This window comes from Kangiella taiwanensis (assembly GCF_020005165.1).
Lineage (GTDB): Bacteria > Pseudomonadota > Gammaproteobacteria > Enterobacterales > Kangiellaceae > Kangiella > Kangiella taiwanensis.
Genome location: NZ_JAHCLT010000001.1, coordinates 399,151 through 419,836 on the forward strand (window position 1 = coordinate 399,151; position 20,686 = coordinate 419,836).

General features: G+C 44.5%; 24 protein-coding genes. 11 read left to right on the forward strand and 13 right to left on the reverse strand.

Annotated elements, in window-relative coordinates:
* The first annotated feature begins 2 nt into the window (after positions 1–2).
* Positions 3–692, forward strand: a complete 690-nt coding sequence (gph, locus tag KFK88_RS01945; protein ID WP_223576974.1) for a phosphoglycolate phosphatase — start codon at positions 3–5, stop codon at positions 690–692.
* Between the two features lie 24 nt (positions 693–716).
* Positions 717–1,571 carry an anthranilate synthase component II gene (locus KFK88_RS01950; protein ID WP_263296326.1) on the forward strand — a complete coding sequence of 285 codons (855 nt, stop codon included), beginning with the start codon at positions 717–719 and terminating at the stop codon, positions 1,569–1,571.
* Between the two features lie 56 nt (positions 1,572–1,627).
* Here the strand turns inward: KFK88_RS01950 and crp are convergent, their stop codons facing one another.
* Positions 1,628–2,263 carry a cAMP-activated global transcriptional regulator CRP gene (gene crp, locus KFK88_RS01955; RefSeq protein WP_046560294.1) on the reverse strand — a complete coding sequence of 212 codons (636 nt, stop codon included), beginning with the start codon at positions 2,261–2,263 and terminating at the stop codon, positions 1,628–1,630.
* A gap of 127 nt (positions 2,264–2,390) precedes the next feature.
* Here crp and KFK88_RS01960 point away from each other — a divergent pair, with 127 nt between their 5' ends.
* Both KFK88_RS01960 and KFK88_RS01965 read left to right on the forward strand, forming a co-directional pair.
* Positions 2,391–2,789 carry an OsmC family protein gene (locus KFK88_RS01960; protein WP_223576975.1) on the forward strand — a complete coding sequence of 133 codons (399 nt, stop codon included), beginning with the start codon at positions 2,391–2,393 and terminating at the stop codon, positions 2,787–2,789.
* Positions 2,790–2,807: 18 nt separating this feature from the next.
* Positions 2,808–3,209 (forward strand): VOC family protein, encoded by a 402-nt coding sequence (locus KFK88_RS01965; RefSeq protein ID WP_223576976.1) that lies wholly within the window; start codon positions 2,808–2,810, stop codon positions 3,207–3,209.
* 364 nt (positions 3,210–3,573) lie between these two features.
* Here KFK88_RS01965 and KFK88_RS01970 read toward each other — a convergent pair whose 3' ends face one another.
* The 3 genes from KFK88_RS01970 to KFK88_RS01980 all read right to left on the reverse strand — a co-directional run bounded on the left by KFK88_RS01970 (position 3,574) and on the right by KFK88_RS01980 (position 6,822).
* On the reverse strand, positions 3,574–4,317 hold the full coding sequence (locus tag KFK88_RS01970) for a hypothetical protein (RefSeq protein WP_223576977.1): 744 nt from the start codon (positions 4,315–4,317) through the stop codon (positions 3,574–3,576).
* A gap of 332 nt (positions 4,318–4,649) precedes the next feature.
* Positions 4,650–5,438 (reverse strand): shikimate dehydrogenase, encoded by a 789-nt coding sequence (gene aroE / locus KFK88_RS01975; protein ID WP_223576978.1) that lies wholly within the window; start codon positions 5,436–5,438, stop codon positions 4,650–4,652.
* Positions 5,439–5,463: 25 nt separating this feature from the next.
* The gene (locus KFK88_RS01980) at positions 5,464–6,822 is read right to left on the reverse strand and encodes a Na+/H+ antiporter NhaC family protein (protein WP_223576979.1); all 1,359 of its coding nucleotides are present in this window, start codon (positions 6,820–6,822) and stop codon (positions 5,464–5,466) included.
* Between the two features lie 113 nt (positions 6,823–6,935).
* On the opposite strand from KFK88_RS01980, the gene KFK88_RS01985 reads away from it, so the two are divergent.
* Positions 6,936–7,169 (forward strand): YheV family putative zinc ribbon protein, encoded by a 234-nt coding sequence (locus tag KFK88_RS01985; RefSeq protein WP_223576980.1) that lies wholly within the window; start codon positions 6,936–6,938, stop codon positions 7,167–7,169.
* On the opposite strand, the gene KFK88_RS01990 is transcribed toward KFK88_RS01985, so the two are convergent.
* From KFK88_RS01990 to KFK88_RS02015, 6 genes are all read right to left on the reverse strand, one after another.
* Positions 7,164–8,396, reverse strand: a complete 1,233-nt coding sequence (locus KFK88_RS01990; protein WP_223576981.1) for a heme biosynthesis protein HemY — start codon at positions 8,394–8,396, stop codon at positions 7,164–7,166. The two genes, KFK88_RS01985 and KFK88_RS01990, sit on opposite strands and share 6 nt — an antisense overlap.
* Positions 8,393–9,736 carry a uroporphyrinogen-III C-methyltransferase gene (locus KFK88_RS01995; RefSeq protein WP_223576982.1) on the reverse strand — a complete coding sequence of 448 codons (1,344 nt, stop codon included), beginning with the start codon at positions 9,734–9,736 and terminating at the stop codon, positions 8,393–8,395. Before KFK88_RS01995 ends, KFK88_RS01990 begins: the two co-directional genes overlap by 4 nt.
* 65 nt (positions 9,737–9,801) lie before the next feature.
* A complete protein-coding gene (locus KFK88_RS02000; protein ID WP_223576983.1) occupies positions 9,802–10,545 on the reverse strand; it encodes a uroporphyrinogen-III synthase in 744 nt (247 codons plus the stop codon).
* A gap of 13 nt (positions 10,546–10,558) precedes the next feature.
* On the reverse strand, positions 10,559–11,488 hold the full coding sequence (hemC, locus tag KFK88_RS02005; protein ID WP_223576984.1) for a hydroxymethylbilane synthase: 930 nt from the start codon (positions 11,486–11,488) through the stop codon (positions 10,559–10,561).
* A gap of 94 nt (positions 11,489–11,582) precedes the next feature.
* On the reverse strand, positions 11,583–12,281 hold the full coding sequence (locus KFK88_RS02010; protein WP_223576985.1) for a LytR/AlgR family response regulator transcription factor: 699 nt from the start codon (positions 12,279–12,281) through the stop codon (positions 11,583–11,585).
* 27 nt (positions 12,282–12,308) lie between these two features.
* Positions 12,309–13,346, reverse strand: a complete 1,038-nt coding sequence (locus KFK88_RS02015; protein ID WP_223576986.1) for a sensor histidine kinase — start codon at positions 13,344–13,346, stop codon at positions 12,309–12,311.
* A gap of 188 nt (positions 13,347–13,534) precedes the next feature.
* Here KFK88_RS02015 and KFK88_RS02020 point away from each other — a divergent pair, with 188 nt between their 5' ends.
* Complete coding sequence (locus tag KFK88_RS02020; RefSeq protein ID WP_223576987.1) at positions 13,535–15,199, forward strand: putative bifunctional diguanylate cyclase/phosphodiesterase; 1,665 nt, start codon at positions 13,535–13,537, stop codon at positions 15,197–15,199.
* A gap of 10 nt (positions 15,200–15,209) precedes the next feature.
* Here KFK88_RS02020 and KFK88_RS02025 read toward each other — a convergent pair whose 3' ends face one another.
* Together KFK88_RS02025 and cyaY are read right to left on the reverse strand one after the other, a co-directional pair.
* A complete protein-coding gene (locus KFK88_RS02025; RefSeq protein WP_223576988.1) occupies positions 15,210–15,890 on the reverse strand; it encodes an alpha/beta hydrolase in 681 nt (226 codons plus the stop codon).
* A gap of 34 nt (positions 15,891–15,924) precedes the next feature.
* Positions 15,925–16,257 carry an iron donor protein CyaY gene (cyaY, locus tag KFK88_RS02030; RefSeq protein WP_345251754.1) on the reverse strand — a complete coding sequence of 111 codons (333 nt, stop codon included), beginning with the start codon at positions 16,255–16,257 and terminating at the stop codon, positions 15,925–15,927.
* A 56-nt stretch (positions 16,258–16,313) separates the two neighbouring features.
* Here cyaY and lptM point away from each other — a divergent pair, with 56 nt between their 5' ends.
* From lptM to KFK88_RS02055, 5 genes are read left to right on the forward strand one after another with little or no spacing between them, the layout of a single operon-like run.
* Positions 16,314–16,562 (forward strand): LPS translocon maturation chaperone LptM, encoded by a 249-nt coding sequence (gene lptM, locus KFK88_RS02035; protein WP_223576989.1) that lies wholly within the window; start codon positions 16,314–16,316, stop codon positions 16,560–16,562.
* Entirely contained in the window at positions 16,559–17,389 is an 831-nt protein-coding gene (gene dapF / locus KFK88_RS02040) for a diaminopimelate epimerase (RefSeq protein ID WP_223576990.1), read from the forward strand. Before lptM ends, dapF begins: the two co-directional genes overlap by 4 nt.
* A 37-nt stretch (positions 17,390–17,426) precedes the next feature.
* Positions 17,427–18,095: a DUF484 family protein gene (locus KFK88_RS02045; protein ID WP_223576991.1), complete on the forward strand. Its 669-nt coding sequence runs from the start codon at positions 17,427–17,429 to the stop codon at positions 18,093–18,095.
* A 9-nt stretch (positions 18,096–18,104) separates the two neighbouring features.
* The gene (gene xerC, locus KFK88_RS02050) at positions 18,105–19,010 is read left to right on the forward strand and encodes a tyrosine recombinase XerC (RefSeq protein WP_223576992.1); all 906 of its coding nucleotides are present in this window, start codon (positions 18,105–18,107) and stop codon (positions 19,008–19,010) included.
* Position 19,011: 1 nt separating this feature from the next.
* Entirely contained in the window at positions 19,012–19,674 is a 663-nt protein-coding gene (locus tag KFK88_RS02055; protein ID WP_223576993.1) for an HAD-IA family hydrolase, read from the forward strand.
* A 46-nt stretch (positions 19,675–19,720) separates the two neighbouring features.
* Here KFK88_RS02055 and KFK88_RS02060 read toward each other — a convergent pair whose 3' ends face one another.
* Entirely contained in the window at positions 19,721–20,668 is a 948-nt protein-coding gene (locus tag KFK88_RS02060) for a D-2-hydroxyacid dehydrogenase (RefSeq protein ID WP_223576994.1), read from the reverse strand.
* Between the last annotated feature and the right edge of the window lie 18 nt (positions 20,669–20,686).

A 20,686-nucleotide genomic window follows, 5' to 3' on the forward strand; every position in this document is an offset into this window, starting at 1 on the left:
TCATGACATCACTGAATTCTCCCAAGCTGGTCATTTTTGACCTTGATGGGACGCTAGTTGACAGTGCTGCCGATATTCAAATCGCAGCCAACAATACCTTCGAAGAGCTCGATCTGCCTGAGCAACCGCTAAACCAAATCAAGCGTTGGATTGGTGGTGGGGCTCAGGTATTTGTAGAGCAGGCCTTAAACTATTTCGGCAAGTCAGAATGGTTTGATCAAACTTACAATCTGTTTATGCAATTCTACCGAGCACTGCCAGCAGAACGGTCGGTGATGTTTGATGGTGTACAAGGCTTTCTTGATTGCTTGAAACTGGCAAATGTCAAAATGGCGGTGGTGAGTAACAAGCCTCACGAACTGATTGAGCCGATCTTAAAGCACTTAAAATTAGACAGTTACTTTGAAGCAGTACTGGGTGGTGATAGTTTACCGAAGAAAAAGCCAGATGCTGCGCCGTTACTGTATGTGTGCGAGAAACTTAACGTCAAGCCTGAACATTGCTGGATGATTGGTGACTCGTCAAAAGATTCGCAAGCGGCGGTCAATGTTAAGATGCCGTTTGTCGGGGTGACTTATGGTTATGCCTTAATGGGTAGTGATATTCGACCACAAGAAGTACCCCATATCGTAGTAGATAATTTGGAAGAACTAATCCCAATGATTTCAGTAAAGACCAATGTTTATGCGTGAGGTTATAAATGCGTAAGGTGATGTATGCGTAAAGTCTGGTGGATATTTGCTGCTTTAATGATAGTAGCGACTTTAGGACACTATGCCAGTGACCAAGCTGCCATTGAGCAGTGCTTAGAAGCTGGAGGCAGTTTCCATTACGATGATGACTATTGCTCTCAGAAGTCTGTTTACGAAGGCGATGCAGGGTTTATCGGTAATCACTGGCCATTGATCACCATGTTGTTACTGAGCCTAGGATTTCTTGTTGCAACCTTCATTATCAAGTCAGCACCAGTGAGTCGCAAAAAACTGTTGATGGTAGATAACTACGATTCGTTTACCTATAACTTGGTCCAATATTTTGGGCAATTAGAGCTGGATGTCTTGGTTAAGCGTAACGACGAGTTGACGGTTGAAGAAGTCAATGAATTGAAGCCGGATTACATCGTGATTTCGCCGGGACCTTGCACACCAAATGATTCGGGTGTGACATTAAATATTCTAGAAAAGCTAGCAACAGATTATCCAATCTTAGGCGTTTGCTTAGGGCATCAAGCCATGGCACAGGTGTTTGGTGGAACCGTCATTCGCGCTGAACAGGTGATGCACGGCAAAACCTCACCGATTTATCATAACAATACCGGTGTCTTCGAAGGACTACCTAATCCTTTTGAAGCGACGCGATACCACTCATTGATCGTCGATACGCCAAGCTTGCCTGAAGAGTTCGAAATTACCGCATGGACCGAAGACGAAGAGGGTGAGCTAGAGTACATCATGGGAATTAAACACAAAACCCTTAAGCTAGAAGGTGTCCAGTTCCATCCAGAGTCAATCCTAAGCCAGAAAGGGCATCAGTTACTCAAGAATTTTATTGAGGCTGGCAAGCAGACATAAAAAAGCCCTGCATGTGCAGGGCTGAATTACGACAAAATATTTGATTCTGTTTACGACTAACGAGCGCCGTAGATCACCATGGTCTTCCCTTTAACATGGATATGATCTTGCTCTTCAAGCGCTTTTAACACTCGTCCAACCATCTCACGAGAACAACCGACGATACGGCTGAGCTCTTGGCGCGTGACTTTAATTTGCATACCATCTGGATGAGTCATAGCGTCTGGCTCTTTCGCGAGCTCTAACAAGGCGTGAGCAACACGGCCCGTGACGTCTAGGAACGCCAAGTCACCGACCTTACGGCTGGTTTTTTGTAAGCGATTCGCTAGCTGTGTCGCTAACTTAAACAACACATCAGGATTTTCTTTAGTCAGCTGACGGAATTTTTCGTAACTGATTTCGGCAACTTCACACTCAGTTTTGGTTCTGACCCAAGCGGTACGATCATGCTCGTCAGTGAACAGACCCATTTCACCGAAGAAATCACCAGGATTAAGGTAAGCGAGCACTAACTCACGACCTTCATCGTCTTCAATCAATACGGTAACTGAGCCTTCTAATAAGAAATACAGGGTATTTGATGAGTCGCCAGCGTAGATAAGTGTACTTTTTGTAGGGAAACGGCGCCTCTGACAATGATTCAGGAACCACTGAATGGTCTCGTCTTGAGCCAAATGATAAGGTAACGCCATATATTATTTCCTATTTTGTTGTAATCTTTCAAAATATAGCATGAAATCTTAGTGCCGTGCCTCTTTAAAATCAAATTTGTTGTGGCACTATATAGCCTCTAAAAGTTCAAACTGGGTCACAAATCACATGAAAGTAACTGTCGACTGGGTCAACGACCTTAATTTTATTGGTAAAAACAGCAAAAGACAAAATGTCATGTTTGGTGGTGAGGGTGATTACGTCTCGCCAATGGAGAATCTATTGATGTCGATCGGTGCTTGTTCATCGGTTGATGTGGTGATGATTCTACAAAAAGCACGCCAAAACATTACCGGTTGTCACTGTGAAGTTGACTCAGAGCGTGCCGACAAGCCACCACGCCGATTTACAGGCTTGAAACTGAAATTCGTGGTACGAGGCAAAGACTTATCGACCAAACAAGTCAAAAAAGCGGTGGACTTATCGGTAGAAAAGTACTGTTCGGTCATGCATTCGCTGGATCCCAGCATGCCGGTCGAAACCAGCTTCGAAATTGTGCCAGTCTAATAAAGGAGTCATTCAACAATGAATCGACCAACACAACATCTTGGCATGCGCCACTTAGCGCTATTTGTTGATGATTTAGCCGCCGTAGAACATTTCTACGTCGAATTGCTCGGTATGGACGTCGAATGGCGTCCCGACGAGGATAACGTCTACTTAACCTCAAAAGGCCACGACAATCTCGCCTTACACCGTAAACAGCCGGATTTAGACACGTCTGGTGGTCAAAAGCTCGATCACCTAGGTTTTATCATGAACAACGCCGAAGAAGTGGACGAATGGTATGAATTTCTAAAGCATCACGGGGTTCAAATGCTCACAGAGCCAAGAAGACATCGTGACGGCGCGACCAGCTTTTATTGCTTGGATCCGGATGGGAATAGGGTGCAGATGATTCATCATCCGCCTATTGCTAGCTCCTGATCGTCGGCAATGCTTTGTTAAAACAGTATTCGAATGTGCTCACGTACTTCAGTACGCTCCGCATTCTTATGTTGATTTGCCGCGCCTTGCCTTAGCTCAGAAGTTAGAGGTTTATGAGTTAAGTTTTTTTGCCAAAGGATTTTACCCTTTTCTTTGCTTGTCCAAAGAAAAGGGCGAAAAGAAAAGACACCCCCGACGTTAGGCCCTTCGGGCTCCCCTCGCTCAAGCAAGTTACTCACGCGCCGTCAAACTCGACGTCCTGTCTCGTTTTGACTAAATTGGGCTATCCTGCCCAATTTACGCTATAACTCGCTTTTACTCGGCTAACTTTAGGGGATTGTCGGTTTGGCTTAAAATGAGGACGTTATTCTTGAAATTCTTTTATTTTATAAAAGTAATCACTCAAGATGCTTTTGTTCTTTTCAAGAATTTCTAAAGCTGTGTCTGCAAACTTCGTAAACCCACGGATTTTTATATCTATGTTGGTTACAGTTTTTTCCTCGTTTATGGTTTGATGCCACTTACCAAGTGCAAAAATATAATCCTCAGTGGTGGGTATTTCATTACTCTTAAATGATATAGATGGTGTCCAATACATAGCTGTGCGTATGTTCATAGGATTTTTTTCATCGGTCGAGTCTTGGTGAATGAAGGATATATTCCTGATTGTTTTAATTTTTTGGTGGAAATGTTTATTTTTATAAAGTTTAGGCTTCTTAATATTATATCGCTGTAATTGACATATTGTTTTAAGTTGATTGTGAAGTTTCTCCATAGCTTCGAAGGTAGTAATATAATACGTTGCAACAGAGAAAATAGAACTAATGTAAACACGTTCATTAATCTTTTGATTTAGAGTTGTATCACGATAAAGCTTTTTATCTGCACTTTTACCTTTAAAATTAATCCACGAACTATCATGTTGTGCTTTATGTTTGATTTCGTGGTTTACAGCTTCTGAATGCTTATCCCAACTGTTAATAGTTATTTGAATAAAAGCTATGAGATGGTCAATATTCCAGATTAGATTCGGGTCCGGAAGTAACTTACCTTCTCTAGTGAATAGCTTTATTTGATTGCATCCTAATAATTTACTTTCTAGCTCCATAGTGAGGTTATTGAAAAGGTTTACAAGGGAATATAACAGCTAAGTTTGGTATTGCCCAATCCCTTTATATTGAGCTGAGGATAAAGCAAGTTATAGCAATCAAAATCGTGGATGATTTTGATAGTGAAAAACAGTCCATGGAGGGACTGTATTTCACGGTGCGTTAAGTAACTTGGTTTGTTCGAGGGAAATCATTCGTAGAATGATCTCAATATAGGGGTGGACTTCTTTTGGTTACTTTTCTTGTCCACGCAAGAAAAGTAACTCGCTGAAAGGCGAGACATCGTAAAAATCACTAGATTCAGCGATTTAACCGTGGAATGACATAGAAATTACAAAGAAACCAATGATGTATCCGGATACTTCCCAGTCCAAAGTCCAAACGACTCTGCACCTTGCTCAATCAGCATGCCGAGGCCATGGAATTGGTGCTTGGTGTGTGGTTTTGCGGCTTCTAAAAACTGCCCTGCCTTATCGCCGTAGTTGAGGTCGTAGGCGACGGCGTTGTCGGCAAAGTGAACTTGAGCTAGAAACTTGTCGGCGTTGAAGCTGACGGAGTTGACGATGAGATCAACCGCGATAGATTCTGAATAGAGCTTAATGGTACCCAAATGTGACAAATCTTTTGCCAGCTGCTGGGCTTTGCTTTGGGTGCGATTGATCAAGTAAACCTCAAAACCATCGAGTAATAGCGACTGTGCGATACAGCGTGCTACTCCGCCTGCGCCAAGCAGCACCGCGCGTTTATTCTGAAAATCAATATGGTATTCTTTTTGTTTGGCGTATAAGTCGCGCAAGAAGCCCATGCCGTCGGTGCTGTCGCCAAGAATGCCTTCAGGAGTGTAGACCAGGGTATTGACGCTGTTAGAGTCTTTGGCGCGATCAGTAATTAAATCTGCATAGTTTAAAGCGTCGAGCTTAAACGGTGCGGTAACGTTTAAGCCTTTGCCTCCACTTTGAAAAAAGTCGTTCAACACACGGGTAAAGCCTTTAGCGCTAGGACAGTATTTAGAATACACAATATTAATGCCGAGCTGCTCAGCAAACTGCTGGTGCAGTTGCGGCGACATGCTGTGTGAGATGGGGTTGCCGACAACCCCGTAGCGAAGTGGTTTGTTCATGACTCTGTGTTTCTACTGCTCTTTTCTATTGAGAGAGGCCAAAAATAATATACAGCACTATGCTGATACCGCCTGCAGTTAGCGCATAAGGCAGCTGTGTTTTGACGTGATCAAGTAAGTCACAGCCTGCGGCTAATGACGAAATCACGGTGGTGTCAGAAATCGGTGAGGCATGATCGCCAAATACGGCACCACCTAATACGGCGCCTAATACTAAGCTTGGCGAGATACCTAAGGCTAAAGCCAATGGAATAGCGATTGGAATTAAAATGCCGAAGGTGCCCCACGAGGTTCCTGTGGTAAAGGAAATAAAGCCTGCCAGCACAAATATTAACGCTGGAATTAGCCACAATGGAATGAAATCACCTACCGCTTGCGCCACAAACTCACCGGTTTTTAAGTCGCCCATGGCTGACGATAGCGCAAAAGCTAACAAGACCAAAGTAACTAATGGTAATAAGTTACCGAGCCCTTTAAAGCTTTGCTCCATCAATTCTTTTGTGGGTTTTTTGGCGTCGTAACGAAGTAAGCCAAGCGCTAATAGGGTAGACAGAATCACGGACCACAGAACCGACTCTGAGCCAGAGCCTTTGCGCAAGTCGCCATCGCCAGTAATAAACATAAAGACTAGAATACTGACGACCATAAAAATCAAAGGCGCGAGCATGTAGCGCTTTTTAGTGGCTTTAGGGAGCGATTGTTCGGCTTGCTCGGTTTGCTTGATGTTTTGCTCCATGGTGCGCATGGGGCCGTGAACTTTGGTGCTAAACACGGTGTAAAAAACGATCAATAACGTCACGATGGCATAAAAGTTAAGACCAATACTACCGAGCATCACGCTGGTAGGATCGGCAACCGCCGTTTCTTCGACATAACCAAGAATCGCTGCGCCCCAGCCATTTAAAAGGATTAGCACACTGATCGGCGCACAGGTTGAGTCGATAATGTATGCCAAGCGCAGTCGACTCATCTTGAACTTATCGAACAGAGCTTGCGACGAAAGACCGGCGGTTAAGACGCTCATGTTGGTGTCAATAAAGATAGAACTACCGAGAATGGTCGGTAACATGCCAGCTTTGCGTTGGTTATTAACTAAACTGCGACGAGTTAACCAATCGACAAAGGCTGTCACACCCCCTGAAATTTTAATTAATTGAATTAGCGCACCGATTAACAAGCTGAACATCAAAATGCGCGTGTTATACGCGCTGGAGAAGACGTTGATAATTCGTTCAACCGTATCGGTAAAGGCGTAAACGGGATTACCGCCAACAAGAATAAGAGACGCCGTAAAAATAGCCAAAAGCAGGGCGATAGTGACTTCGCGTTTCCAGATTGCGAAGATGATGGCCACGATTGGCGGAAGGATACTTAACCAGCTCATAGTGTTATGATTATGTTAGACTAATCGTCTACACGCCTTATGGTTATGGGCGAAAAGCCACAGTTAAAATCAGGGTCGAAAAAGCACCTTATAGCAATCGGTGAGTAAATTCAATGAACCATAAAACCACGCCAAAACGTTTCGTCGCGGGCGCTCGTTGTCCCGAGTGCCAACAGATGGATACCACGGTCTGTTACTACGAAGACGAGGTTTTTGTGCGTGAATGTATTGAGTGTGATTTCTTGGAGCGAATTACGGACAATGAGGCAGAAGGGAAAGAGCCGAAGGATGCTGCTTCTGGAACAAACATGACTCCGGCTCAAATCATTAAAATTAAAGAGTTATAAGGTTTCCTCTTCATCGCCAGATGACGGGAGTTGAGGTACCGCATCCGGTTGGATCAAGCTGGCTAATCCACGCTGATATTCTTCCTGTTCCTGAATCGGATGGCCTAATTCACGATAAGCTTGCCCAAGGTAGTAATGAGCTTCTGCTGTTGGCTTTTGCTCGATACTTTTTTCTAAATAACTCTTAGCCTTACCCCATAGTTGTGCTCTTAATGACAATTTACCTAAAGTCGTAAGCAATGTGGTGTTGTTAGGCTTTTGCTTCAACCAAGTTTCGGCTGTGGCAAGAGTTCGTGATGGCTCTTGACTTTCTATCAAACCGAATAGCTCCGCGAGCTTTTCCTGCCACTCGTGTTTCATCGAATCCTTGATATGTAGCTCAAGTTGGTCGAATTGACGTTGATCTGCCAAGATCTCAGCGTATGACAATTGTGTTTGTGGGCGCTTGCGAACATTTTTCGGCAGCTTCAACCATAAATCATTAACCGCAGGCAATCCTTCACGTTGGGCTTTAACGCTAAGTAACTCTGCCCAAGCGATGACTTCGATATCGTCAATGCGGACTGGATTGTAGACGCGGTATTTGCGCAGTTTAGGAAGTAGCTCCAAGACTTGCTCCCACTCAGAGAGACGCGTGTAAAGCTGGTGTAAGAGCTTTAAGACATACGGGTGGTGTGGTGACATTTCGCGTAAATGGCTTAACGTCGCCAAAGCTTGCTCGAACTGGCGGTGTTGAATTTGTAGTTGAGCCTGAGTTAAGCCAATTGCGATGTGTGCATCAGGCTGAGCTTTAGCCGCCGCCTGCAAATATTGGTCACGACTTTTGTCATCATCTTGTTCCTGAGCGGCACGCGCAGCTGCAAGGTAGTTAATGAGTTTGGTATCACGAAACTTAGCACCTTTGATCAGTAGGTCTTCGGCGGTTTTCCAATGACCTTCGGCTAAGGCAATCATGCCGTCAATTGTTTGCTGGCGTGCTTTGCGCAGGTTTCTGTCGCCAAACCAACCAACAGTGATATTGCTGGTCTTGAGTAAATAACGGATGAGTAGCCACAGCATCCACAGGCCTAGTAGAGAAAGGAGTACTAGTGCAATAGCGAAGTTATTTTTAAACTCAATAGCGGTTTGATCGAGCAAGATGTAAGTCGAGCCTGGAACATTGCTGATTAATGGCCCGAGAATCAAACCTCCAAATAAAGCAATAAGAAGAATCCACTTCAATTTCATTCTGATGGCTCCTCCTCATCGTCGCTGTCTGGTTGGGTAGAGCCAGCGCTCTCTGTTGGGGAGCCACTTATTGAAGTGTCACTTGTTGAAGAGTCGCTTTCTGTAGCTGAATTGTCGGACTCAAGCCAGCGATTGACTTTCTGTTGTGAAATCTCGCTAATCACTTGGTAAGACTGAAGACTGGCAGGAAGATCCAATTCTACTGAGCGATCCACCAACTCGTTCAATTGTTGTAGATAGGCCTGCGTGGTGGCTGGCTTTTGCTTAAAGTATTGTTCAACCCATTGCTTAACATTATCGAGATTGGACTCATACAGAGATTGATTGTTTTGCAGCGCAGCCAGCTGAGCGGTTTGTAGATTCAGCAGAATGTTTTCGCGTAACAAGCGGTCCTTTTGTGGGCTAATAAAGGGTTGAGTCGATTCATCGAATTGATGAACCGTATAATATTTACTGGCGGCGTCAGAGACGGAATTCTTGAAATGTTGCCAGCTTGAAATATCAGCTTCGTCAGTAGATTCGATAGGCTGAGCTGAGTCGCTTTGAAGTTGAACGCTGGCAAGCTCTAATTGGTTAAGGTTGTTTTTCAGCGTTTCAATCGCGATGGCGATACCTTCAATATCCAAGTTACCGCTACCGCGAACCGCACTAATATCTTGGCTGATAGCCTGACGTAGGTTGGTTAAAGTACCATCGTTGAGTTCAGACAGCTGAGCATCGGCAGCCTGCAATAAGGCGATAATTGACGCAGCGTCATCGGTGAAATGTAATTTGTAAGAAGCTTCACGAATCAGGTACTCCGCTTCATTAAACAGCCAATCTTGTTGTTTTTCGGAGCTTAGCGCCTGGAATTTTCGTTGTGTTGTGCGCAACTGGTCTTGAAGCTGCGTAATATATCGTTGGTTATCTTGCAGTTCTGAAGCCAAGCTATCGAGCTTCTGGTTTTGTGATGAAAGCTTGGATTGAATATTGGTGTTTTGTTGCGACAGTTGCTGTTCGATTTGATCGATACGATCCGCTTTATTCATGTTGTCCTGATAATCTTGCCACTTTTCCCAGCCAAAATAGACTGCGTAAGCAATAGCCGCCAGCACGACAACAACAATAAACCACTTAATCGGCTTTGCACCCGAAGTTCCCTTGGATTTGGGCTTGTTAGGCGGTGAGCTAGAGGGCGTCTCAGAACTGGAATCGTCAAAAGCAGAGTCCGCCGCGACTTGATCGGCGTCGTTAGACTGTGCGCTATCCTTTGTATTATTTTTAGAATGGTGGGACTGTTCCTCGGCTTGAAGATCGTTCCGAGGTTCGTGAGATTCAGTGTTGTTTTCCTTGTTGCTCATCAGTGCCTTCTCTAGTTATGGATTCGTCAAATGAGTGATCGATCACTTCGAACATGATTATGACGTTAACTTACGTTATTTCGCCATAAAATGCAGCTTTTGACCAGCTCAGAATTTGAAGCATTGTTAGCAGTATAACAATTTGTAAAGCCGAATTGTTGGGCAATTTCGCTGATTCTGGCGCTACCCGAAATAATGGTGCAGGCTTGGCGTTGAGCGTTACTCGGGAACTGCTCTGCCACCAACTCCATCAGCTGCCCGCTGGTCACGACAATAGCCGATTGCTTAGTCTGAGGTGGCAATGTTTGTGATGTGGTTTTGCGCTGATAAACCTGCAGTATGGATAACTGATGATCAGCGAAATATTGTTGCAACAAGGGTCTGCCCTTATTACCACGAACTAATAGAGTGGGCTGTTGCTTAAGGTTTTTTTGCTCTAGCAGTTGGATCATGCCTTCGCTATTCGGTGTCACCGGAGTTAGTGACCTAATCTGTTTTTGCTGTAAAGAATCAGCTGTCGCTTCACCAACTGCAATAATGGTTCTATCGCGACTCAATGCTTGTAAGGTGTGTTGCTGACTTGGGCTAAAGCCATCGAGACAAAAATTAACGGCCTGGCGACTGACAAAGATCCAAGTCTGCGATTGAGAAAATAACTTAAGCCGTTGAGTGGGCGTTATAGAGTCGTCGGCTGCAAAAGAAATTAAGGGACAGTGAGCACTGATAAATTTTTGCTCTTCAAGCATGCTACAAAGCTGCTCGCCGTAGGGCGAAGGGCGCGTGACGATAACGTCCAACGAAGTGCTCACAAAGCGCCCACCTTTAAACGTCAGTTCCTAGCGCTTGGATCATTTCCTTGGCGCCTTGAGCGAGTAAAGACTCTGCGACAGTTTTACCAATGGTTTCAGCATCTTCGATTTTGCCTTCGGCCGAAGCTTCGATCATCTGGTTATCGATACCACCGACTAACGCTCGGAGTGACAAAGTGTCATCAGCGATTGTCGAAAAGGCAGCGATGGGCACTGAGCAACTGGCTTGGAGCGTTTGCGTGATAATACGTTCGGCTTTAACGCGGTAAGCGGTATGAGCGTCTTGAAGTGGTGCTAATAGCTTATCCAGCTCAGGACTATTGGTGCGCGCTTCGATGCCAACAGCGCCTTGACCAGGAGCTGGCAGTAACTGCTCAGGATCAAAGCGACTGGCTATGCGGTTAGCAAGTTTAAGCCGAATTAGACCCGCAGAAGCGAGGATAATCGCGTCATATTGCCCCATATCAAGCTTAGAGAGTCGTGTACCGACGTTACCGCGCAAGTCGGTAATGTGCAGGTCGGGGCGTAAGGCCAAAATTTGCATTTTACGGCGCAAGCTTGAGGTTCCAACGGTCGCGCCGACGGGTAAGTCATCCAAACCATGATAATTATTCGAGACAAATGCATCGCTTGGATCTTCTCGTTCGCAGATAACTTTGAGTTCTAGGCCTTCTGGAAATTGATAGGGAACATCTTTCATCGAGTGCACCGCGATATCGGCGCGGTCTTCGAGCATAGCCTGCTCAAGTTCTTTGACAAATAACCCTTTGCCGCCAATTTTACTGAGTGGGGTGCCAAGAATTTTATCGCCTTTGGTGGTCATGGGAACCAGCTCGACCGTTAAGTTGTCGTGGATTGCCTCAAGGCGTTGCTGGATATATTCAGCCTGCCATAGGGCTAACGGGCTTTGTCGGGTGGCGATACGAATGGTTGAAATGCTCATAAATAATGGTCTCTGTCGTGTGACCAATCATGACTACTAGAAATTTGGTGCAAGTTTAGCATAAATTGAAGTCGGTTAGCCCTTGTTTCAGTACTCAGTCGTCAGAAGTTTGTAAAAATTGCCGTGCATCGGTTTGGTGGCGTCGACTAATCTGCGGTTTCTCATCAGAATCACGAAGTAGTGCTATACACTGACCATCATCTTGCTCAATGCCATAGAAATGCCGTCGGTTGACCAGCGTCGAGCGGTGGATGCGCAAGAAATGTTGCGGGAAGCGTGTCTCTAAATCTTTCAAGCTTTCACTGCTCAGTAGCGTTTTGTCCTGTAGGTGGATTTCAACGTACTTTTGATCTGAGTGTAAATACAGGATGTTTTTCAATAAGACTTTACGCACCGTATCGCGCTCTCTGACCGTGATAAATTCATCATTTGCCCGCGGTGAAAGCAGTTTGGATAAAGCCTTGTTAAGGCGCTCTTGGCGAATAGGCTTCAGTAGATAATCGGTTGCGTTAACATCAAAAGCTTCTAGCGCGTACTGATCATAAGCGGTGGTGAATATGATTTTGAGTGTCGGAAAGTTTTGGCTCAAGATATGGGCTAACTCAACGCCATTCATTACGGGCATCGAAATATCGAGAAATACTAATTCAGGTTGGAGTTGCTGTATGAGCGTTAAGGCCTCTTCACCATTGCTGGCTTCGGCAGCGATATTAATGTCCGAATAATTGTCAAGCAACCGCCGAATACGCTGGCGGGCAGGTTGTTCGTCGTCAACAATAATGGTTTTAAGCATTAGATGAAACACCCTCCATCTCAATTATCACAACTGCTTTGGAATTTTAACTATGCAGTAAAACTGGTTCTGAGCTTGATGATACGATAGCTGTGCTTTATTTCCATAGAGCACTTCAAGTCTTTGCTGAATATTCTTTAGCGCCATCGAATTACCCTTGTGATCTTCAACGTCGGCTGGAGGAAGTGGGTTAGTAATCTCAAGCTGAATATACTTTTGGTAACTGACCCCTTTAATTCGAATTGTTCCGCCGTCAGGGTGCTTTTGAATACCATGATAGACCGCATTTTCCAGCAAGGGCTGAAGGAGAAGAGGGGGTACCAATAAATTATCGGCGATGTAGTTAACTTGCCATTCGACGGTAAGTCGATCGCCTAGGCGCTGAGACTCTAAACTGAGGTATTGTTGGCATAGTTGTTTTTCTTCTGAGAATGGTATCAAAACATCGGAGCGCTTCATGCTGGCTCGGAAAATATCTGCCATGTCTAAAATCATTTGCTCGGTTTTTATGGGATCAACCGCAGCCAGGTTAGCGAGCGTGTTTAGGCTGTTGAACAAAAAATGCGGTCGAATGCGTGATTGCAGCGCTTGCACACGAGCCTCGGCTTCTGAGCGGATGCGTCTGACACTATCTTCACGCAAATAGAAGTAGCGAAAGAAAACACCACTCACGATAAAAGCGATGATCATATTACGTAGCAGAAACCATAGCGATGGTTCCTGACTAAGGTAAAAGCTGGTCAATAAGCTAAAGCAAAGTGTCACCAGCAGAATAATGCCAATGGCGAGTCCCGAAAAGCGCTTTAAAGACAGCTGTGCTTGTACTTTAAGAGGTAAATACTGGCGTAATAAACACAAAAGCCCCAAGCTGGTCAGCGACACCCATAGCACAAAAAAGGAGTGAAGGCTGAGGTTGTAAAAAAAACTAGTATGCCACTCAGGCGTAACCAAGCTTAGCAATAGAGCTAATAAAATACTGGCTATCACCGTAAGGTAAATGGTCGCCGCCTGACAAAAGTTAGGAAGTTGGCTGGCGTTTGTTGAGCTTGGTTGTGAATCTTTCATGCCACAATAGTCGCTTAAAACGCCGACAAAATCCACAACAAAGCGTAACGAACCCTGAATAACTCTTTGAAAACAAGAATGTTTTAATTGGAAGAAACTTGTAAAAAGTGAGCGTTAGTTCTAGTATGGTTCAACAAGTAGTGATTCTTTAGCTGAAGGTTGCTACTCAGTTGCCACTGGAGGTCGGAATGGAAGCTCCTAAGTTTTTAGACTGGGTAGAGCGGCACAAAACAATAATTCGCCGCTTGATGATTCCAATACTTATAACATCGGCTGCGCTCGTCTATCTGCTGGTTTTTCTAACCGGCGGTATAAAGTATGTCTATTCTCATTCCATGTATATCCCTATTGTTCTCGCAGGCTTTGTTTTTGGAGTCAAAGGCGGCGTTGTAATGGCAATGGTGGCTGGTGTTGTTCTCGGCCCATTTATGCCAATCAATGTTGAAACTGGTGAGATGCAGAAGACGGCTAACTGGTTATATCGAACAGGATTCTTTCTACTGATTGGATCTGTTAGCGGTTTTGCTAGCGATAGCGTGATTAAATATATGAAGCGCTTACGTTGGTTATCAAACTTTAATCCGACATCGAAGTTGCCCAATCGAAATGCTTTGTTTAATGATTTAAAGCGGTTCGAAAAAGGCAGTTACAGCGGTGAGGATATCATTTTAGCTGTGGTCGCGATTGACAACATTTTAGAGCTTAAATCGGTATTTGGATATGGTGTAATCGATGACGCAACGAGGCAAATGGCGCGGAGGTTAGCGCTGAATGGTGGTGAAGATATTTACCATACAGATTCAGCGCAATTGGCTATCGTTCTTGATAAAGATCCTGAGACGAACCAGAGGTTTTTAGACAACTTAAGCGTGTTACTAAAGGAAGCGGTAACCTATAACGATATTTCTGTGCATGTTGAAACTAGGATTGGGTATGTTGGGTTCAAGAAGATTGAACTCGCTCCAGAGGTATACTTACATCGTGCTGAAGCTGCGCTGGCGTTAGTACAAGAGCGTGCTATGGAAATGACAGCGTTTAATCCTGAGATAGTGACGCAAACAGAAGAAAATATATCGATTTTGGGAGAGCTTCAAACAGCGATTAAAACAAAGCAGTTATGCTTGTATTATCAGCCACAGATTGATCTTCGGACAGGCGATATTCGTAGCGTTGAAGCCTTACTCCGTTGGCAGCACCCTAAACGAGGCTTATTAACGCCAGGAGCTTTCATCGCGCGAGCAGAGCAAAGTACTCTTATTCAAACCATTACGGAATTCGCTTTGCGCGAAGCCATTGAGCAGCACAAGCAGTGGAAAATTCAGGGCGTAGAAATTCCTGTTTCAGTGAATATTTCGACACGCAACCTTCTGCATCCAAACTTTACAGACCGTGTTATTGCATTGCTCGAGGAGTACCAGATCGATGGTCGCTGGATCGAACTGGAAGTGACTGAAAGCGCTATTGTGGTAGATATGGAGCAAGCGATTGACGAACTGGTGCGTTTAGCAAAGGCAAACTTCAGTATTTCCATTGATGATTTTGGAACGGGGTATTCATCTCTACAGTACTTGCATCGACTTCCAGCTTCATTGATCAAAATCGATCAATCGTTTATTAAGCGACTTCCGAATGACAAAGGCGCCGTTTACATAGTGGATGCCGCTGTGACGTTAGCACAAAAAATGGGCATAAAAACCATCGCGGAAGGAGTAGAAACTCAAGAAGTTTACGATTACTTGAAACAAACAGACTGCGATATGGCGCAAGGATACTTTATCTCGAAACCCATACCGCAGGACCGATTCAGTCGTTGGTTCCTAAACCAAGATGGTGTATACGCGCATTTGGCGTAACTATCTCTCTCTAACCTAAGACTTTGTTTAAATACTGCCCCAGCGCTTGGATTTCTTCGAGGCAGACGGCATGAGCCATGGGGTAGTCTTGCCAACTTACGCTGAAGCCATTTTCCTCTAGCACCTTGGCGCTGTATTGCCCGCGCTGCATCGGCACGACAGGATCTTGTGAGCCGTGAGCCATAAAGATAGGCGTATCGATATTGGCTGGTGACTTTTCGTCCGCTAGGTTTTCTGGCATGGTTAAGTAGGTCGATAGAGCCACGATACCAGCTAATTTGTGTTGTATCCGTGTTGATAGATGTAATGCAATGGCGCCACCTTGTGAAAAACCGGCAAGTACTATTTTATCGCTGGGGATACCAGCTGCTTGCTCAGCATCAATTAATTGTTCCACCAATGCAGCAGATTTACGCACGCCATCTTTATCTTCTCGATTGGCCAAGTCTGCATCACGAATGTCATACCAGGCACGCATTTGATAGCCGCCGTTAATAGTGACCGGCATCACGGGTGCGTGTGGGAAAATAAACTTTACGCCTAAATCGGTTGGCAGTTTTAGCTCTGGAACAATCGGTTCAAAGTCGTGGCCGTCGGCACCAAGTCCGTGCAACCAAATAACAGTTGCTTTATGTTCAGATGTTGGCTCAACGTTAACGCAAGGCAATAGGTCTGAGTGAGTGTCGCTCATGTGGTTTCCTAAAATGTAGTAATTGGGTTGTGATTTAAGCGAGTTCGAGTGAAACGGTTTCACCAGATTGTTGGCTGAGTACTCGGTTCAATAAAGCTTGTAATGGCTCTTGTTCTTTATCGGTTTGCCATTGCCCGTTAACCCAGTCAAGGTGATATCCCCCGTCTTTTGCCGCTAACCACAGTTGTTTCAGAGGTGTTTGACGGTTAATGATGACTTTTGAGCCATTTTCGAGGGTGATCGTCAGAATGCCACCACTGGTTTCATAGTCAATGTCCAGTTCATCAAGTTCGTCGAGCGCTTCTTCGATAGCGATAATAGTATCATCCATCTTGTCGTTAAATTCTGTTTCAGTCAGCGTCGTCATGATTAAATCCGTAACGTAAAGAGGTTCTTTGATATTGGTTGAATATTGTGCCAGATGTGCGGTTGATTGCAATGACGCTTGCAGTCAAAACCAAGCTATTGCAAGATAAGGCTTATTTTCTTAATAAAACGATAATGATGACGATTAAACGTTTGCGGCAGCTAGGGATAATGAGTCTGGCCGTGGTGTTTCTGGCGGGGTGTGGCCAAAAAGGCCCTTTATTCATGCCCGAGGAAGAACCAGAAAAACCCTCAGAAAATCAGAAAAGTGAAGAAAAGCAGGTGAGTGAGGAGGGAGGTCAATGATCGTTCCTTTCACTAAAATGCAGGGTATTGGTAACGATTTTATGGTGGTGGATGCTATTTCCCAGCCTGTGTACCTCAATCAGGGGCAAATAAGCCAGTTGGCACACCGTAATTTTGGTATTGGTTTTGACCAACTGCTGATGATTGAAGCGCCACAACACCCAGAAGCCGATTTTCACTTCAGAATCTTTAATGCGGATGGTAGCGAAGCCGGGCATTGTGGTAATGGTGCGCGAGCCGTAGCGAAATATGTGCGTCAAAAAGGGCTGACTTGGAAGCGTGAGCTGCGTTTATCGACCAATACCGCGACTATGAACACGGTGTTGGAAGATAATGGTTTGATTACCATTAACATGGGAAAGCCGCGTTTAGAGCCTGAAAAGATTCCTTTGCGCTTTGCTGAGCAGTCAGATACTTATATGATTGACGCAGAGGGCATTCGATATAAAGTCGGCGCTGTGTCGATGGGAAATCCTCACTGCGTGATACAGGTTGATGATATTGAAAATGCACCTGTCGAAAAAGTGGGGCCAGTGCTAAGCCGTCACAGTTACTTCCCTGCACAAGCTAATGTTGGATTTATGCAGGTTATTCAGCCGAGTGAAATTAAGCTGCGAGTATTTGAGCGTGGCGTTGGCGAAACCTTGGCGTGCGGAACGGGTGCCTGTGCTGCTGTAGTTGCTGGTCGTCTGCAAAATATTTTGGAAGAAAAAGTGAAAGTCACGTTACCTGGCGGAAATCTTTGGATCCGTTGGGCAGGAAAAGGAAAGCCGGTGTACATGACTGGGCCTGCAAAAGTGGTTTTTGAAGGTCAAATTGATGTTTAATGACATCAGCGTATTGAACAATTGATGAGAATTTGAGATGGGCAAAGCTGCGGAAGATTTGTTACGGGTTGAAGGCAAAATTGCAAACTACTTAGAAAAAAATCCTGAGTTTTTTGAGCGTCACCCACAGCTTCTTGAGAACTTAAAAATAAATCACAAAGTTTATGGATCGGTTTCGTTAGTCGAACGTCAGATCTTAAACTTAAGACAGCGCTCCGAAACGTTACAGGGCCGTTTGAATGAAATGATGAACAATGCGCAGGTTAATAGTGCGTTATTGGTCAAATGTTCTGAGCTTGCAGTCAATTTAATTCATGCTCCAAATAAGCAAGAAGTCGTTGATACTTTGATCAAGCAAATACACGACTATTTTGATATTGATGACTGCCAGGTTTGGCTATGCCACAACGATGATAATTTAGATAATGTGAACGTGTCTGATATTGATACTTTACGAAAGTTTACTGATCAGCAGTTCATTCAAGATGATCCGGTATGCGGTCGTGTTACTGAAAGTATTAGCCAGCTGTTTGAAAGTGAACAAACCTTAGAGTCTTATGCTCTAATTCCATTAGGTGAAGGCGCTGAGGTGGGAATCATTGCTTTGGGTAGCCATGACGTCGAATTGTTTACAGCCGACATGGGAACTTTGTTCTTGCGTTTTATTGGCGATGTCGCTGAAGCCTGCTTGATTAAAGAAACCTAACTCTGAGCAATGAAGAAAAGCGTAGACCAGTATTGCGATCAATTACTTCATCAGAAGCAATACTCGGAACATACGGTTAATAATTATAAACGGCAAATTCTCGATTTTATTGACTATGTTTCACAAAGGATTGATGACTGGGCGCTAGTGTCCAGTCAAGATATTCGGCTTTGGATGGCCCACCATCACCGTAATGGCGCGTCAGCTGCTACCATCGGATTAAAGCTCTCGTCATTGCGCGGTTTCCTCGATTATTTAGTAGCGAAGAAAAAAATCAAAACCAATCCAGCGATTGGTTTACGTGGGCCTAAGAAACCAAAGCGCCTTCCTAAGAATATCGACGTTGATAGCTTGAATCATTTTATAGATAGCCTGCCGGAAGACGAGCCAATCGAAATTCGCGACAAAGCCATAATCGAGTTACTGTATTCTTCAGGTATTCGTTTGTCAGAATTATCGTCAATGGATTTGGATTCGGTAAGTTTTAATGATCAAACCTTACGAGTTTTAGGTAAAGGTCGGAAAATTAGAGAAGTCCCCTTTGGCGCTGCGGCCACAAAGTTGCTTAAGAAGTGGATAAAAAATCGTGTAGCTTTTGTAAAAGATCCTGAGGAAAAAGCTTTATTTCTGAGTAGCCGAGGGCAGCGTTTGGGCAACCGTTCAATTCAGCAGCGACTCAATTACTGGGGTAAGCGTCAAGGCTTAACGGATGTATTACATCCACACAAACTGCGGCATTCGTGCGCAACGCATGTCTTAGAATCTTCAAGTGACTTACGGGCAGTGCAGGAGTTGCTCGGCCACGCTAGTATCGCTACCACACAAATTTATACACACTTAGATTTTCAGCATCTAGCCAAAACCTATGATGCTGCACACCCTCGAGCAAGAAAAAATAAAAAAGATAAGAATTAAAATGTCGAAAACTACCGAAGAAAAAATTCAAGCTGTGGATTGGAGTAAAGTAAAAGTTCTTAGCTTTGATCTCGACGATACATTGTGGGACAACTCAGGGGTAATCGAAAAGTGCGAGCAGGAGCTTTATAACTTTCTTTGTAAAAAGCACCCACCATTCGGCGAGCACTACTCAAAAGAAGCCATGCATCGCGTCTCTGAGCAATTCCTAGCTCAGGATGTCCCGCACTTTGATAATATGACGACACTACGCAAAGCAGTGATTGAGCACATGTTGTTAGAAACAGCAGGCGACTTAAATTTAGTCAACCAAGCGTTTGGTGTGTTTTATTACTGGCGCAATCAAATTCAGATCCCCGAATTCACTTATCAGCTTTTAGACAAGTTAAAAAAACAATACAGCTTATTCGCTGTCAGTAACGGTAACTCGAACTTATACTGGCTGGGTTTAATGGGCTACTTTGAAAAGCACTACATCGCAGGCGTCGATGGTCGCGCCAAGCCTTCTGCTGATATGCTACATAAAATCTGCGACTTAAAAAATATCGAACCACAAGAATTACTTCATATTGGTGATAACCATGATACCGATATTCAAAGCAGTATTAATGCAGATTGCCAGCACTTACATATAGACTATACGGAGATAGAAGCGTTGTTATGAGAGCGTTAGTGTATTAAAAATGTTTGAAATAAATAGGGGGCAGAGCTTATTTAAACCCTGCCATATTCTCCGCCATACCTTGAATCAAACGTTGCTTAGCCTCGTGACTCGCCCATGCGATGTGCGGTGTGATGGCGATGTTGGGAACATCCGTTGCGAGCAAAGGATTATCAGGGTTTGGTGGTTCGACGGAAAGAACGTCGAGCCCAGCTCCTGCGATCACTTTGTTTTTAAGTGCTTTGGCAAGATCTTCTTCATTAATGACTGGACCACGAGCGGTATTAATCAAATAAGCGGTGGATTTCATTTGAGCAAAGAAATCACGATTAACCAAGTCTTTGGTTTCATCCGTTAGAGGGCAGTGCAGCGAGACAAAGTCAGCCTGTGGTAAGGCATCTTCAAGCGTTGTTTGATTGTCGCGCATGGGACGTCCAGGAATATTGGCGACGATAACCTTCATGCCAAACGCTTTGGCCAGCTCTTCAACTTTCTGTCCGATATTGCCATAACCCACGAGCGCAAGAGTTTTGCCTTCGAGTTCCATGATAGGAAAGTCGGTTAGGGTAAACATACGGCTCTTTTGCCAAGCTCCTTGGGCTGTTAATTGATAATGTTCACAGGCGCGAGTGGCGAAATTTAGCATAAACTGAAGAGTGAGCTGCGCTACGGCGAAAGTAGAATAGTCAGCCACATTGAAGCACTGAATATTGAGTTCTTTGGCGGCTTCTAAATCAATGTTGTTCATACCCGTGGCTGCGAGTTGGATAGCTTTCAGTTTTGGCAGTTCCTTTAGAGTTTCGCCATCGAGAACGACTTTGTTGGTAAGGATAACATCCGCATCTTTACAGCGTTCGAGAACATCTTCTGGCTTAGTTAAACCATACACGTCGAAATCATCGAAGCACTCAGCGAGTGGCGATAAATCAGCAATAGGTTGGTGTGATTTTCCTTGCCAGTTGCCTAGTGTATCAGCGTCTAAAAATACGGCGCGCATAATGACTCCTCAATTGTG